Source organism: Pradoshia sp. D12, assembly GCF_008935075.1.
Taxonomy (GTDB): domain Bacteria; phylum Bacillota; class Bacilli; order Bacillales; family Pradoshiaceae; genus Pradoshia.
In genome coordinates this window covers 288,290-303,712 of sequence record NZ_CP044545.1, presented here as the reverse complement: position 1 = coordinate 303,712, position 15,423 = coordinate 288,290, and the positions used below count along the sequence as shown (strand labels likewise).

15 protein-coding genes are annotated in these 15,423 nt (G+C 37.7%); 1 reads left to right on the top strand and 14 read right to left on the bottom strand.

Features of this window, described 5'->3' with window-relative positions:
* Window positions 1-11: 11 nt before the first annotated feature.
* From F7984_RS01670 to F7984_RS01625, 10 genes are all read right to left on the bottom strand, one after another.
* Entirely contained in the window at window positions 12-1,169 is a 1,158-nt protein-coding gene (locus F7984_RS01670) for a CpaE/TadZ family protein (RefSeq protein WP_181162055.1), read from the bottom strand.
* A 50-nt stretch (window positions 1,170-1,219) separates the two neighbouring features.
* Window positions 1,220-2,008, bottom strand: coding sequence for a Flp pilus assembly protein CpaB (locus tag F7984_RS01665; RefSeq protein WP_140462276.1), 789 nt, complete (start codon window positions 2,006-2,008; stop codon window positions 1,220-1,222).
* 523 nt (window positions 2,009-2,531) lie between these two features.
* Window positions 2,532-3,410 carry an ROK family protein gene (locus tag F7984_RS01660; RefSeq protein WP_140462275.1) on the bottom strand — a complete coding sequence of 293 codons (879 nt, stop codon included), beginning with the start codon at window positions 3,408-3,410 and terminating at the stop codon, window positions 2,532-2,534.
* Between the two features lie 17 nt (window positions 3,411-3,427).
* Window positions 3,428-4,138 carry a GntR family transcriptional regulator gene (locus tag F7984_RS01655; RefSeq protein ID WP_066109866.1) on the bottom strand — a complete coding sequence of 237 codons (711 nt, stop codon included), beginning with the start codon at window positions 4,136-4,138 and terminating at the stop codon, window positions 3,428-3,430.
* Window positions 4,139-4,238: 100 nt separating this feature from the next.
* A complete protein-coding gene (locus F7984_RS01650; RefSeq protein ID WP_140462283.1) occupies window positions 4,239-5,624 on the bottom strand; it encodes a glycoside hydrolase family 1 protein in 1,386 nt (461 codons plus the stop codon).
* Window positions 5,625-5,758: 134 nt separating this feature from the next.
* Entirely contained in the window at window positions 5,759-7,069 is a 1,311-nt protein-coding gene (gene celB, locus F7984_RS01645; RefSeq protein ID WP_066109871.1) for a PTS cellobiose transporter subunit IIC, read from the bottom strand.
* Between the two features lie 47 nt (window positions 7,070-7,116).
* Window positions 7,117-7,446, bottom strand: coding sequence for a PTS sugar transporter subunit IIA (locus tag F7984_RS01640; RefSeq protein ID WP_066109874.1), 330 nt, complete (start codon window positions 7,444-7,446; stop codon window positions 7,117-7,119).
* On the bottom strand, window positions 7,446-7,757 hold the full coding sequence (locus tag F7984_RS01635; RefSeq protein WP_066109877.1) for a PTS sugar transporter subunit IIB: 312 nt from the start codon (window positions 7,755-7,757) through the stop codon (window positions 7,446-7,448). The genes F7984_RS01640 and F7984_RS01635 overlap by 1 nt, the downstream gene beginning before the upstream one ends.
* A gap of 333 nt (window positions 7,758-8,090) precedes the next feature.
* The gene (locus F7984_RS01630; RefSeq protein WP_140462274.1) at window positions 8,091-8,582 is read right to left on the bottom strand and encodes a pyridoxamine 5'-phosphate oxidase family protein; all 492 of its coding nucleotides are present in this window, start codon (window positions 8,580-8,582) and stop codon (window positions 8,091-8,093) included.
* 218 nt (window positions 8,583-8,800) lie between these two features.
* Window positions 8,801-9,634, bottom strand: a complete 834-nt coding sequence (locus F7984_RS01625; RefSeq protein ID WP_140462273.1) for an MBL fold metallo-hydrolase — start codon at window positions 9,632-9,634, stop codon at window positions 8,801-8,803.
* Window positions 9,635-9,917: 283 nt separating this feature from the next.
* On the opposite strand from F7984_RS01625, the gene F7984_RS01620 reads away from it, so the two are divergent.
* Window positions 9,918-10,955, top strand: a complete 1,038-nt coding sequence (locus F7984_RS01620; RefSeq protein ID WP_140462272.1) for an NAD(P)/FAD-dependent oxidoreductase — start codon at window positions 9,918-9,920, stop codon at window positions 10,953-10,955.
* Window positions 10,956-11,470: 515 nt separating this feature from the next.
* On the opposite strand, the gene F7984_RS01615 is transcribed toward F7984_RS01620, so the two are convergent.
* The 4 genes from F7984_RS01615 to F7984_RS01600 form a co-directional block, all read right to left on the bottom strand.
* Complete coding sequence (locus tag F7984_RS01615; RefSeq protein ID WP_066109889.1) at window positions 11,471-12,478, bottom strand: FecCD family ABC transporter permease; 1,008 nt, start codon at window positions 12,476-12,478, stop codon at window positions 11,471-11,473.
* Window positions 12,475-13,485, bottom strand: a complete 1,011-nt coding sequence (locus tag F7984_RS01610) for a FecCD family ABC transporter permease (protein WP_140462271.1) — start codon at window positions 13,483-13,485, stop codon at window positions 12,475-12,477. Before F7984_RS01610 ends, F7984_RS01615 begins: the two co-directional genes overlap by 4 nt.
* A gap of 70 nt (window positions 13,486-13,555) precedes the next feature.
* Window positions 13,556-14,479, bottom strand: coding sequence for an iron-hydroxamate ABC transporter substrate-binding protein (locus F7984_RS01605; protein WP_066109895.1), 924 nt, complete (start codon window positions 14,477-14,479; stop codon window positions 13,556-13,558).
* Window positions 14,430-15,275 (bottom strand): ABC transporter ATP-binding protein, encoded by an 846-nt coding sequence (locus F7984_RS01600; protein ID WP_066109900.1) that lies wholly within the window; start codon window positions 15,273-15,275, stop codon window positions 14,430-14,432. The genes F7984_RS01605 and F7984_RS01600 overlap by 50 nt, the downstream gene beginning before the upstream one ends.
* Window positions 15,276-15,423: the final 148 nt, after the last annotated feature.

Sequence of the window (15,423 nt, the reverse complement as noted above, 5' to 3'; positions counted from 1 at the left end):
TCGCCATTCGATTATTTCAATAAGCCGGCAACCCATTTTTGAACATCCTTCGCTACTGCAGAGAGCCGCTTTTCCTTAGCTTCTTTTCGAATAGGTTCACCTTTATTAATGGAATGAAGAACACCCTTTATATCCTTTTTAATTTCTGCGGCAATCGGATATTGAATGAATCTACTTAAATCTTTGCCATTTAATTCGCTATCTTTTCCTGTTTTATTGATAATGATTTCCATACGTTCATCTAAATGAATTCCCAGGCGTTTGAAGAGTTCCTCTACACTTTTAAACACACGTATGGAAGGAGTATCAGGTGTAATAACATAGAAGATTTTATCTGCTTCTTCAATTGCAGCAAATGAGGCAATATCAATGTAGCTAGGTATGTCAATAATGACAAAATCAAAACTTCTCTTGCAAGCTCTGATTAGACGTTGAACATAGTCTTCATCTATGGACTCTGCAACTTCTGTGTCTCTTGGACTCAATAAGACTTCAAGTCTCGAAAACTTCTCTTTCTCCGTCACGTTTCGAATATGGCTGTCATTAATCTCTTGTATGACAGGTTTCAAATCGGCAAGTGAACGGTTCGTTTCAATCCCAAGATAAGTTTCAATTCCTCCGTACTGCAAATTTAAATCCAGTAAGATTACTTCCGCAGTTGAATCGAGCTTCAAGGTTTGAGCAAAGGCGGAACTAATGAAGGTCGTACCGCTTCCCCCTTTTCCACTATAAAAAGCCAAAACTTCTCCTCGTCCCCTTGAAAAGATAGACGAATTTACAGCCCCGCTCGCTTTGTTAGTTTTGGTCATTTCTTTTAACGTTTGAAGCCTTTCTGATAATAAATTAATTTCATCGGGGATAACTAAATAATCCAATGCGCCCGCACGCAAAACTTCTCTCACTAATTGAAAATCCTGAATGGAATTCAAAAACATAACCAGCGTTTCAGGACTTGTCCTTTTAATCTTTTGTATGACCTCTATTACTGGCGCTTCCTGTCGATTGAGAACTAAAGCAATATCTATGTGCTCGCCATCTTCTAACTGCTGGATAACACGGCTGGTTGATACCAGTGTAAATTTGGGATACTCAGACAAAATATCCTTTATAGCTGTATAAATACTATTATCTTCATCTCCTATTACCAGCAATGATAATTCTTCATTCATAAAACCTTCCCCCGCCATCTCTAGAAAATAGGTACAAACTAATTTGTTTTTTATTCTTTCTCTTTATCCTTAGATGTATCTTTTCCAGGATCTGCTTCCTTATTTTTTTCATCTTCTTCAGTCTTTTTTACCTCTGGCTCCTTCTTTTCTACCGGTTTTTGCTCAACTACTGCCTCTTCTGTTACCACCGGTTCATTTTTCTTTGCGGCTTTAGGAGTCTCCGTAGCCTGACCTACATTTGATTTAATAATCCGGACACTGTCTGCGTAATTCTGCATATGTATTAATTCCGGAGCCTTGTCCAATGGAATCTCCAGTTGAACACCCTGAAACTTATTATCTTTTTTGGCTATACGGGCTACTTTTACGTCTTTCATAAATATTTTAGTTTGAGCCTTATTCCCTTCCAATTTATCTGAAACGATAATATCTACACGATCCAATGCTTCCAATGCCTCATCGAATAGGACTCTTTCATCCGACATCATCGAAATCAATCGATTATTTTCTTCTAATACTACAGAGGCTTGTTTAAGAATATTCTTAGAGATGACGTCCCCTTTACTTAGCGGAACGACTAATACCTTATTTTCTAAATCACTGACATTTGTAATATGGTATTCCTCCAAATACTTCTTTGGAATATCTTTTGTCGTAATCATAGTAGGCTTTAATTCCTGTCTTGAAGAAATATCTTCATTAGCTGCATAAACGGATACAACTGTCCCTAAATCATTGTTTAAAGCCTTTACCTTCTGCAATACAAAGAATCCGGCCAAAATAGCTAAAAATAAAGATAATAGCATGAATATAATAGCTTTCCTTTTTGACTCTAACATCGGTTCCCCTCAACCCCTCTTTCCTTTACATAAAATCACAAAATATTCACTTTAATAGAAATTATTATAACTTTTTACATAAATTGCAAATAATTTAATAGAATAAGATGTTAATTGGTAAAAAAGTAATATATGACCCCCTCTTTCATATTTTTAAACCTAAATTTGATAATTTTGTGACATTTTTCGTTAAGATATTTTTAAATACCCTTACATTAATTGGATAAACTAGTGCATTTTTACTATTTATTAAAAATAGCATTTGTTTTTTATAGTTATTAAAGTCTAAAAAATTAGGGATTGAATTGTAAATATATTGGGGATTTAATAGCAATCACTTGAAGAGGAGAGCAGAGATATAAAGGTCGTTTACTAATAAAAATAAACAATTTTACCCTTTAATTTTTATATTCGAAAAATAAAACTAGATATGTTGACTCAATAATTTTAACTCAAACTTATTTTCAGCCAGGACTATAGAAGAATCAAAAAAAAGACGTGTCCAACCTGGACACATCTTCCTTTATTTACCTTGAATAGCTTGATCAGCAAGAAGGAGTGAGCCAACTACGCCTGCATTGTCACCCAATCCGGGAGAAACGATATAAGAATCGATGGCTGTATCCAGTTCAGGTAATACAACATATTGATTAAGTAATTTTTTTAAATGGTTATAGATAATCGGGAATACATGCTTTTGCTTCATAACCCCGCCGCCTAAAATAATCTTCTTTGGAGATAGGATTAAAATATATTGCATAAGGGCTTGAGCGATATAAAACCCTTCCATCTCCCAAACTTCTTCCCGCCCTTCCAGGTTAACCGCTTTTTGGCCCCAGCGTGCTTCAATCGCGGGTCCCGCTGCTAATCCTTCAAGGCAGTCTTGATGGTATGGACATTTCCCTTCGTAGGTGTCCATTTCATGGCGTCGAACTAGGATATGCCCCATCTCCGGATGAGATAATCCCTGTAGTAACTTTCCGTGCACAACTGCTCCTGCACCAATTCCGGTACCCACCGTAATATACAAACAGCTGTCCAGTCCTTTGGCAGCACCTAAGGTGGCCTCCGCCAGTGCAGCAGCATTTACATCCGTATTAAAACCAATTGGAACAGATAACCGCTGCCTTAATTCCTTAACAATCGGATAATCTCTCCAGGCAAGTTTCGGTGTTGCGGTAATGGAGCCGTATGTAGGACTATCGATATTTACATCAATTGGACCAAAAGAACCTACACCAATTGCATTTAGCTCATACTTTTCAAAAAAAGCGAATACCCGAGGCATTGTTTCCTCAGGTGTAGTGGTAGGAATCGTTATACGTTCCAGAATAGTTCCTGCCGAGTCTCCTACAGCACAAACAAATTTTGTACCACCCGCTTCAATCCCACCTAATAACATGTGAGCACCTCCCATAATTATCTTACTGCTACTGATATGAATGTAAAACGGTCATAGCGATGCCTGGAAAACGAATACTCGAATGGAATACCAATATCTAGATGACCAATTTGTTCTACTTCTAGTATTGGATCATGTTCACCACAATGGAGATATTTTTGATCCAACTCATTAGATTTAGAGGCTCTTATCTTCCTGTGAGCTCCACCTATCTTTAAATTCAACTTATTTTCAATGTGATGATAAATAGAATCATGCAGTACTTCTTCATTGATATCAGGAATCAAGTTGGAGGGCATATACGTTTCTTCAAGCACATACGGCTCATCCTCCACTATTCGTAAACGGATAATATGATAAACAGGTGTATTCATGCTGACTGAAAGGTTTTTGGCGATTTCTTCAGAGGGGAACTGGATATTAAACTCAATTACTTTGCTGACTATTTTTCGATCCTTCATTAAATTGGATAACCCAACAGTCTCATCACTGAGGACATTTACATTGTGATTCTGCATAGAAGATTGGATGATAAATGTACCGTGGCCACGTTTCCGATAAATCATCCCTCCCTGTGCCAAGATATCTAATGCTCTTTTCATTGTCATTCTGCTGCAATTAAATTCGCGGCATAAACTATGCTCATCCGGCATCATTTTATCAACCGGATAATATCCACTTTTAATTCGCTCTCTAATTTCATCTGATATAGTAATATACTTGGACATGCTACACCCTTCTTTTTCTAAACTTGTCTTTTTATAACATTCTCTCTTTCATTATAAAAAGAAGAAGATAGCCAAACAAGACTATCTTCAACTATCTTACTTAAAAACCATTATTTTTAGCTACCTCTTTATACCAATATCCACTTTTCTTAATGGTTCTTTCACCACCTTTATCTAAGTTTACGGAAACAAAACCATAACGATTTTTATAGGCATTTGACCAGGACCAGTTATCCATGAACGTCCATAAATGATATCCTTTTACATTGGAGCCTTCCTGGATTGCAGCATGAACCCATTGAAGATGGCCCTTGATAAAATCAATTCGGTAATCATCCTCAATCATTCCGTCAGCATTACGGAATTTTTCTTCTCCCTCTACACCCATTCCATTTTCAGAAATGAAGCATTCGATATTACCGTAGTTATCTTTCAAATTAATTAGAATATCGTATATTCCTTTTTCATAGATTTCCCATCCACGATGAGGATTCATTTTACGTCCAGGCATAACATAATTATCAAAATAGTGATCCGGCATAAATGGACCATCAGGATTCGGCATATGTTCTTTTGCCTTCACACGGCGCGGCTGATAGTAATTGACTCCAAGCAAGGATACTGTATTATTCTTAATTAACTCCAAATCCCCTTCTTCAATGACTGGCATGAAATCTTTTTCCTTCAGAATTTCAACCAACTCTGCAGGGAATTCACCTTTAACTGTTGGTTCAAGGAATGACCGGTTAAAGAATGCGTCACAAATAACAGAAGCTTTTACATCTGCTGGATGCTGACTTCTCGGATAGGATGGGGTCAAATTCAAAACGATCCCAACTTTTCCATCCAGACCAAGCTTCTTATAGGCTGCAATTGCTTTGGCATTTGAAAGAATGGTATGATATGCGACTTGTACAGCATTTCGAAAATTCACTTCATTAGGATAGTGGAAATCATACAGGTATCCGCCTTCTACAGGTACGATCGGCTCGTTATGCGTAAACCATTTCTTAACGCGATCACCAAATGTTTCGAAACAAGTAATTGCATATTGTTCATAAGCATCAACTACTTTCCGATTTGTCCATCCGCCAATCTCCTGCATAGCCATTGGCATATCAAAATGGAATAGCCCAACAAATGGCTCAATATCATTTGCAATCAGTTCATTAATAACATTGTTATAAAATTCTACTGCTTTTTCATTTACTTGGCCTGTCCCATTCGGAAACATTCGTGACCAGGAAATAGACATCCGGAAGGAGTTGTGCCCAATTTCTTTCATTAATGCGATATCTTCCTTATATTTATAATAAAATTGGGATGTCTTTTCAGGTCCAACTCCATTAAAGAAGCGATTTGGCTCAACTTCATACCAATGGTCCCAAATATTTTTACCTTTTCCATCTACATCAGCCGCACCTTCAGTTTGAGTAGCAGAAGCAGCTGACCCCCACCAGAATCCTTCAGGAAATTGATAGTCTATTTGATCGTTAGTAGTTTTCAAAAAAATCCATCCTCTCGTCTCAAAGTTGATTCGTCTGTGTAGCTTAATGAGTAAGGAGACTAGCAGTAAAAGATATCTCCCTTCACTACTAGTCTTCTATTCAATGATATTTTTTATTTTTGTGCAGATGCTGCCGCTTCCGCTTCTGCCTCTTGTTCTTTTTTCACGTTAACGCGGTCAATGACTTTCAGGAATGGAAGCCATATCGCAAATACAATAGCGAAGTTTACTAGCTGTAAAATAGAACCCGCAATCGAGTTAGTTGCTAAATATCCGCTGAATCCAATTGGTACAGTCCATGGAACCGTTACGCCTGTCGGCGGTGGTACAAGACCAGTACTCATGGCAAAATAGGTAACAGCTGTCACAATCATTGGTGCAAGAACCCAAGGGATTAAGATCAATGGATTCATAACAATTGGAAGACCGAAGATAATTGGTTCATTGACATTGAATACACCAGGCAAACCGCCTAATTTAGCTACCTGTTTCATTTGTTTGGATTTAACAAAGACGAGAATGGCCAATACTACTGCCAAGGTCATACCTGTTCCGCCCATCCCTACTGTAAACGTATCCATAAATGGCTTCGAAATAATATGTGGTAACTCTTTACCTGCATTAAATGCAGCTACATTCTCTAAAGCCAATGTATTCCAGATAGGATCCATGACGGAGTTCATGATAATTTGACCGTGGAGCCCAAAGAACCAAAGAATTTGAATAAAGAATACAACAACTAGGGTTGGAATAATGCCACTGCCTAAGCCAGTAAGTGGTTCTTGAATAATCTTATAAATAACATCATGAAGATTTGTATTAAATGCTAAAGTTACGATTCCTTGTATCGCTAGGAAGAAAGTTAATGTAATAAGTGCTGGAATCAATGCCGCAAAAGATTTGGCTACTGCCGGTGGTACACCTGCTGGCATTTTAATCGTAATATCTTTTTGAACAGCTTTTCGGTAAATTTCACCTGCTACAAAAGCAGAAATCATACCAAGGAACATTCCTTTTGCTCCAAGACGATCTAGTGAGAGAACGCCTGTAATTGTTTCTCCCCCTTGTGTTTCAACCACAAACGGAGTCAGGAATAAAAAGGATGCAAGAGCAACTACTCCTCCAAATACAGCCTCAACATCATAGCTTTTTGATAGATAATATCCGATACCGAATACAACAAACACAGACATAATATTCATGGTTGCACTGCTTGCCACACCAAAAGTATCGCGGAGTGTTGTAATCGTGCCGTCACTTAAAAATGAATCCAAGAATGGTAGGTTTAATAGAACGACTACGATGGAACCGAACACGGTCAGTGGAAACGCTAACATAAAAGCGTCACGTAGGACACCTAAGTACCGGTTGTTATTCAGTTTACCTGCGATTGGCATAAGAAATTGACTAATTTTTTCAAACACGGGTCTTCCCCCTCAATTTAGGAATAATAGTAATAACCTAAAACTTTTTAGCCTTTAGCCTTAAAAATTTCCAGTATTTCTTTTACTAACTCTTTCATCGTTAAAGTAGACATCAAATGATCTTCCGCATGCATTAACAGCATAGAGAATTTCGTTTTTTCTCCTGATGCTTCCTTTTGGACCATTTGGAAATGAATATCATGAGAGATACTAAGATCTGCCTCAGCCTGCTTTAATAAGTCATCCGCTTCTTCAACATTACCTTCCCGGTAAACCCTTAACGACTGAATAATCTTACTCCTTGCATTACCGCTGTGTAAGATAAGCTGAAAGCTAACCTGTTCTTCTGTTAGTTGTTCAATTTGCAATTTTTCCATTACTTATCACCTATAAGGGAAATCGCTTGTTCATATGCTTTTTTACCATCTGCCATTCCATACGCCATCATATCGATTACATCCACTCTAATGCCATGTTTGTCTGCTTCTTTTTGCAGGTCAGCTTTAAGGAAACTCATTTGAGGGCCAATTAATACGACGTCTGCATCTGCCATTTCAGCTTTTGCCTTATCCTGACCTACTGCCCAAATTTTTGCATCCTCACCAATTGATTTGGCATGCTGCTCCATTTTAGTAACCAGTAAACTAGTTGACATACCTGAACTGCAAGCTAATAAAATTTTTCTCATATTTAAAACTCCCTTTATAGTAATATGGTAAAACCGCTTACATTTACTATTATAGACAGTTAGATTTAAATGTCTAGTCATTTGATAAAAAATGAATAAATTTTATGAAATTTCTATACTACTAAATTCACAGAATGTTCACTCTGAATGATATAAGATGAGCTATTAATGAGTGAAAGTACCTGAATTAAAGTGCATATTGTTGAACAGCAATCTAATAAAATAACGAACATCGCCTTTAAGATTCCTTTACAATTATCCAAGAAAAAAGGTATAGAAAAAGGGCATACCTACTTTAGGCATGCCCTTTTTCTATGCAATATTTAGTATTTTCTATTTTAATTCAATTGTTTCATTTATATTCTCTGTATCTGATTCATTCTTTGTTAGCTTCTTATATAAATTAACAATGTTTTTAGTGAGATTTCCGGTTTCCCAATATTCTGCTGCTTCTGCTTCTACCTTAATTAAAATGATATTTGGGTCATCCACACTTGTTTCCAGTAGCTTTTCATAGGCTGCATTCCAGAGTTCTTTTTTCTTGTTAATGTCATTTACAATTTCAGCTTTACCTCGAATAGAAACATAGGATCTACCGGCATACGCTACATTGACTTCCGGACGTTCCAGCACCTCTTTATATTTATCTGTTTCTTTCTTTGTAAAAAACCATAGATCCCCATCAAATTCGACTTCCTGAGTTTTCATTGGACGAGAAATCAATCCTTCACTAGTCTGTGTGGTGAGCATTGCAGTATCTACATCTTTAATTAACTCTCTTAATTTCTCCAACTCTTGTTTGTTCTCATTTTGAACATTTGACATGAAATCACCTCTTTGGATTTTATAGGTATTTTACCCTTCCACTAACCTTTTAATCGTGATATTGGTATTTAACCTGTAATTTACCACCTATTAATGACTCTGGGTTTCAAATAGTTGATGGCAGGGCAATACATCATATCCTATAGAGGACTTACATTAAAAAATCCGAATCTGTGGAACTATGCTCAAGACCCAAGATTTATCTATGTTAAATTACTTTATTTTAAAGCGATATTTTCTTCATCATACTTTAAAAGAACCGAATTTATAATATGAATGGAATCCCATTCTCCTTGTGAAAATTTCGTAATAGGATAGTTTCTTGGGAACAGGGATTCTTTGATTTGATATGGTGTTTTCCCCTCTTTATACTGTGTAATCACTTTTTCCTGAATCTCCAACAAATAGTCCAGTTTTCTTTGTAATGCGATACGCCCTTTCTTTAAAAAGCCTGAGTGACAGCAATACACCTCTTCAAAATCATAGGTTAAGACATGCTTTAATGAATGAATGATAGCCGGTACACTTTCCTCCCGTAACACAACCTTTGTCCGAGGCTGACAATATAAATCCCCTGTAAACAACTGTCCGGTTTGCCGATTTAAAAAAGATAGGTGATCCTTTGAATGGCCTGGAGTCTCAATCACGTCCCATATAGCATGACGAGAGGCAAATGTTTTACCGATTTCCGTACCCTCAAATGGTTTTCGTCTACCCCAAAAAAGTTTGCGATACAATGGATAATCTGCTTTTTTGCGGCAATAATCAATCATCATCTTATTCATAAGAATGGGTACTTGATACTTCTGCTGTAAAAAAGCTGCACAACCTGTATGGTCTTCATGATAATGTGTTACAACAACCTGATCTATCTCCAAATCATTAAAAAATGGCCAAAATTCCTTTTCAATTGATTGAGCACCCGTATCAATTAAAACTCCATCCACACAAAAAACATACACATTCATATGTACATTAAGTAACGAAATGGTTCCATTCCCCGTCTGCACTCCATTTACCATCTCTGTTGTAAAGCTCTTTTTAGCTATCATCCCACTCCTCCTTACCGCGATTATTCGTTAAATATTATCACATAATGAATCATTATTCATTATGTGATTTACATGTGAGGAAAAATGTTTATTAATTTTAGGATTCTATCTTCTGGCATAGGTGTAGGACAGCCATTGAATAGCTGCTTTCCTACTCCTCTAACTTCCCTGTCGTACATCTATGGCTTGATCAAATTATAAATTCTCATTGATAATGAGAATTATTATCAATATAATGTACTTAACTACTAGTTCCATCTTTTGTAATAAAGGAGGGTTTTTAATGCCGGATATTTATGATGTAACGATTGTTGGCGGAGGACCAGCGGGTTTGTACAGTGCGTTTTACAGCGGTTTACGAACCATGAAAACAAAGATTATTGAATCTCAGACAATGCTGGGAGGAAAAGTTAATATCTATCCTGAAAAGATGATTTGGGATGTCGGGGGATTGCGTCCTATGCGTGGGGAGGAATTCGTTAAGGATTTGATATCACAAGGATTAACCTTTGAACCTACCGTATGTTTGAATACTAAAGTTGAATATATTACTAAAGAAAATGGATTATTTACTCTTATAACAGATAATGGCGAGAAGCATATATCAAAAACCGTTATTATGGCAAATGGCGGAGGAATTATCTCTCCACAAAAGCTGGATATAGAAGGTGCATCAAAGTACGAGCTTACTAATTTACACTACACCGTTCAGCGAATAGAGCGTTTTAAGGATAAGCATGTCTTAATTTCCGGTGGAGGAAATGCTGCTATTGATTGGGCTGCAGAATTACTGCATGTCGCAGAGAGTGTGACGGTTATTTACCGTAAAGATGAACTGACTGCACACGAGGCTCAAATCAAAAACTTGCAGGAGAACCATGTAGAAATCATCCTCAATGCTACCATTACTTCTTTAGTAGCAAATAAGGAAAACCATGCGATTGATCAAGTGATTTTAGAGATTAATGGTGATAATAGAGCGATTGCTGTTGATGAAGTTTTAATTAATCATGGCTATAATCGCGAAGCTTCTCTCGAATTTGAAGATGGCTTGCAGCCGGAGATGAAGGATGATTACTATTATATCGGTACACCCAAAGGCGTTCTTTCCACAGAAGGAATCTTTGCAGCCGGGGATATTATATCTTACGAAGGAAAAGTAAATTTATTGGTCGGTGCCTTCCAGGATGCTCTCAATGCTGTCAACAGTGCCAAAGTTTTTATTGAACCTTCAGCATACGATACTGCAATGGTCTCATCACATAATGAAGTATTCAAAGAACGGAACGAATTATTATTAAAAGAAGAGCTTGGAATTTAATACAGAATCTATTCTGGAATTTAACATTTAACCATACATAAAGCTGGTAAATACGTAATTTTATCGGCTTTATTTAGACTTTTATCAATATCCCCACCTAAAATGAGGATGACAATAGCCATCCCTTTTTTGAAACTAAATCATTGTATCAATTTTACATATATTCACTAAAGGCACAACAACACATCTATTTTTAGACATCATAATGATCGTTTCTGAATCAACTTCCGTAATTAAAACAGTAATGAGAGTAAATGTTCATTTGCTTTACATCCTACCAGTTCTTCTGACGAGTTAAACATCCAGTTAGTAGAGGAAAAGGGCATTTGGAATAACCAAATAAAAAGAAGCAAGAATGCCGTTAATTAGCATTCTTGATTCTTTTTGCTACAGGGAACAGTAGCTTTATTTTCTGAATTAATATTTACACACAGTTAATGAACGCTATCATTTCCATCCCGATAACAAAACAGTAGAAACCTTTGATAATAAGCAGATTCCCAAGGGATATTCGCTTATTTTTTCAATAATAAATACATAAAATAAGGGGCACCGATAAGGGCAACCATAATACCTGCCGGGAGTCCGTTAGGCTCAATTAGATTTCGGCCGATTGTATCAGCGAATAATAATAACCATCCCCCAATCAAAATGGCAAGTGGGATAAATAATTGGTTTCGTGGTCCTACTAGAGTTTTGGCTATATGCGGTGCCATTAAACCGATGAAGGAGATCCCCCCTGTAACCGAGACAGCGGAGGCAGCCAGGGCAACAGCTGTGATCAGTAAAATGATTCTTTCCTTCTCAATCGACACACCTACACTAATAGCTGCAGGTTCACTAATCCCGAGAAGGTTTAAACGATTGGCTTTGAATAAAGTAAACGGAATAAGGATGACTAACCAAGGGAGCAACGCCCAAATAAAAGGCCAATCTGTTCCCCATATATTCCCTGCTAACCATTGAGCAATAAAATCTACTTTTTCTCGTTCTGCCGATGAAATAAGGACAATCATGGCACCGGAGAGGGCCATCGAAAAACCTATGCCTACTAACACGAGCCTTACCGGCTCCAACCCTGAGTTTTTCGTATATGAAAATAAATAGATGAAACATACGGTGAGGATCGCACCGAAAAACGCGACAAGAGGCAGCATATAAACAAATGAACCTGGTTCAATCGGAAAAAATAGAAAGAAGATAGCTACAGCCACACCCGCTCCAGAATTAATCCCAATAATGCCAGGATCCGCTAAATCATTCCGTGTAATACCTTGTAAAATAGCACCCGATAATGCAAGCGCCATTCCAGCCAACACTGTAATCAGTATTCTTGGTAAACGAATCGAAAATAAAACAAACTCTTCTTTAAACGTGCCCTCTCCAAGTAGTGTTGGAATGAGCCGGTCATAAGATAAAGCAGCTGCTCCCATCCCCATGCTGACAACCGCTGTAGCAATAATGAGAGTCAATAAAACAACAAGAAATAGTCGTTGTTTTTTTAGTAAAGGAGGATGAATCATGAGAATGCTTTCCCTCCTTTACGAACAATTATCAAGAAAAATGGCAACCCTATTGTAGCTACAATAGCTGCTACCGGAGTTTCAAATGGTGCATTTATGGTCCGTCCAAGCGTATCCGCAAAAAGCATAAAAACAGCTCCTGCAATGGCAGACATTGGGATAATAAATCGGTAATCCGTTCCGACGATGGCCCGTACAATATGCGGGATCATTAAGCCAATAAAGGTCATATTCCCGACAAGGGCAACAGATGCACCCGCCAGAAGGATAATGACAACATAAAGGATGAATTTTACTTGTGCCGTGTTTTGCCCCAAGCCAACAGCAACTTCTTCATTTAAACTAAGAATCGTCAGCTGTCTTGCTAAAATGAGCGCCACTAGAATGCCAACTATAATAAAAGGAACAATGATCTGGAGCTGGTCCCAACTAGTTCCAACTAACCCTCCTGAAGTCCATGCTGAAACATTTTTAGATACCTTAAAGTAAATACTTACCCCATCCGCAACCGCATAAAGGAAAGCAGATACAGCAGCACCTGCTAATACGATTCGAAGCGGAGAAAACCCTCCTTTTTTCATAAACCCCATACTAAATACCATGATTGTACCAACAGCTGCTCCAATAAAACAGCCAATCATCAACCCAAAATAATTAATAGATGGGAAAACAACCAGCGTAATTGCCAGCGCCGCATTTGCGCCGGCAGTCAATCCTAGTAAACCTGGATCAGCAAGCGGATTTCTCGTCAACCCTTGCATAATAGCGCCGGCAACAGCTAAAGCTGCTCCTACAAAAATGGCTGCAACTTCTCTTGGAAAACGAATCTCTCGCAGAACAAGAGTTTCATCCGTTTTCACGTTAGAGGTAAGAGCGAGCCATACATCTTTGACAGTCGTATCTGCAGCACCAAAAACCATGGCCGCCACAAACATCCCAGCAAGAACAAGCAAACTGGCAATCATTTTATAGACAAAGGGGACAGAACGTTTCATTTCTTTTGTCATCAGTTACTCATCTTCTCTTTCGTCAGAATAGGGGAAAAGGGATTCCAATTAGAATCCCTCCACCCGAAAATTATTCACCAAGAAATGATTTCTTGAAAAAAGCTAAATGCTTCTCTAATGTAACTGGGTCACTAAAGGAAGCACCGTCTCCTTCCATTTCATATACATGTCCATTTTTAACGGCAGGTATATTTTTATAGGTTTCAGTTTCCTGGAATGATACATCAGCAGCTGCGTATTTACTTAAAATCACATAATCTCCTGCGTATTCAGAGAGTACTTCCGTAGAAAGAGTATAGTATCCATCCTTAGATGTCATCTCTTTTACTTTATCAGGCATTTTCAATTTCATAGCTTGGTAAAGGATTTCTGTTCCGCGTGCCCAATTATCACCGTATACATATAAATTTTTATCAAAAGCTTCTATTACAGATACTGTTGCATCCTCACCGATTTTGGCGCGAATCTCTTCTCCGGCTTCCGCAGCACGTGTTTGGAAGTCATCAACCCAGTCCTCTGCTTCTTTCTCTTTACCTAATAGTTTTCCAATTTCCACATGCTGAGCTAAGTAATCCAATTTGCCCCAAGTATAGGTTACAGTAGGAGCAATCTCCTTTAATTTATCAACGTTTTTAACAGTAGATAACGCAATAATGAGATCAGGATTCAATTCAATGATTTTTTCTAGATTATCCTCTGAAACTTCGGCAACATCCTTTAATTCCTTTTCAAAGGTAGGGTTTGTTTTAGACCAAACGTCAACACCAACTAAATTCACATCCAGTTCAATCACGTTCCCAGTGAATCCTGATAGCATGACAACACGCTGCGGATCTGTTGGTACTTCGACTGGCCCTGTTTCTGATTCATATGTAAATGTTTTTGGCGCTTCTTCTTTTTTTGTATCATTTTCCTTCTCTGTAGATGAACTATTGCTGCATGCACTAATAATTAACACTGAGAGCAGCATAAACGGGAATATCCATTTTTTCATGTTTGGGTTCTCCTTTTAATAAGTTATAAGTAAGGCACATTGGTTTATTTGTTCGTGGATCTCTCCCTATTTGGGCATCAATATGGAATACTTTTCTGAGTACAGCGGGAGTAATCACTTCCTCGCAGGACCCGGCTTTTACAACTCGGCCATCTTTTAAGGCAATCATATAATCAGCAAAACGTGCTGCCTGGTTTAAATCATGCAAGACCATCACAATGGTACGTGCTTGTTCTTGATTCAGTTTTTGTAAAAGCTCTAAGACCTCTAACTGATGAGCCATGTCTAAATAGGTGGTTGGCTCGTCGAGAAAGATGATTTCTGTCTCCTGGGCTAGTGCCATGGCAATCCAAACACGTTGGCGCTGACCGCCTGATAGGGCATCTACCGGACGAAACTTGTAATCTATCGTTCCAGTAACCTCAAGTGCCCAGTCAATTACCTCATAATCTTTTTTAGTTAAACGACCAAATCCCTTTTGATAAGGAAACCTTCCATAGGAAACTAGTTCACCTACTGTAAGTCCGCTTGCACTTTCTGGTGACTGAGGAAGGATGGCCATTTTTTGTGCAAGAATCTTTGTATTATTACTTAAGATACTTTTCCCATCCAAAACGACGTCGCCTGATTGATGAGATATAATGCGTGTAATGGCTTTCAATAAAGTTGATTTCCCACACCCATTAGAGCCAATGATTGTCGTTATTTTCCGGTCAGGTATTTCTACACTGAGATCCTTTACAATTAATTCTTCCCCGTACCCAATGTTCAAACGATCTGTATAGAGGCGATTCATAGTAAACCTCCTTAAAAGGATATATAGCCCAATTTAATTGATAATGATTATCAATACGTAGTTAAATATAATTTCTTTTCCTACTTTTGTCAATCTATTTTTTCAGAAATTACCGAATTATTATTTACCTCGAGAAACACCGACTACA

Coding starts and splice junctions, on each gene's coding strand:
- F7984_RS01665 (WP_140462276.1), bottom strand. CDS start 2,008: ATGTTAGAGTCAAAAAGGAAAGCTATTATATTCATGCTATTATCTTTA.
- F7984_RS01655 (WP_066109866.1), bottom strand. CDS start 4,138: ATGTCCAAGTATATTACTATATCAGATGAAATTAGAGAGCGAATTAAA.
- F7984_RS01610 (WP_140462271.1), bottom strand. CDS start 13,485: ATGACAAAAGAAATGAAACGTTCTGTCCCCTTTGTCTATAAAATGATT.
- F7984_RS01620 (WP_140462272.1), top strand. CDS start 9,918: ATGCCGGATATTTATGATGTAACGATTGTTGGCGGAGGACCAGCGGGT.
- F7984_RS01660 (WP_140462275.1), bottom strand. CDS start 3,410: ATGTTATTAGGTGGGATTGAAGCGGGTGGTACAAAATTTGTTTGTGCT.
- F7984_RS01615 (WP_066109889.1), bottom strand. CDS start 12,478: ATGATTCATCCTCCTTTACTAAAAAAACAACGACTATTTCTTGTTGTT.
- F7984_RS01640 (WP_066109874.1), bottom strand. CDS start 7,446: ATGGAAAAATTGCAAATTGAACAACTAACAGAAGAACAGGTTAGCTTT.
- F7984_RS01630 (WP_140462274.1), bottom strand. CDS start 8,582: ATGTCAAATGTTCAAAATGAGAACAAACAAGAGTTGGAGAAATTAAGA.
- F7984_RS01670 (WP_181162055.1), bottom strand. CDS start 1,169: ATGAATGAAGAATTATCATTGCTGGTAATAGGAGATGAAGATAATAGT.
- F7984_RS01635 (WP_066109877.1), bottom strand. CDS start 7,757: ATGAGAAAAATTTTATTAGCTTGCAGTTCAGGTATGTCAACTAGTTTA.
- F7984_RS01605 (WP_066109895.1), bottom strand. CDS start 14,479: ATGAAAAAATGGATATTCCCGTTTATGCTGCTCTCAGTGTTAATTATT.
- F7984_RS01625 (WP_140462273.1), bottom strand. CDS start 9,634: ATGATAGCTAAAAAGAGCTTTACAACAGAGATGGTAAATGGAGTGCAG.
- F7984_RS01600 (WP_066109900.1), bottom strand. CDS start 15,275: ATGAATCGCCTCTATACAGATCGTTTGAACATTGGGTACGGGGAAGAA.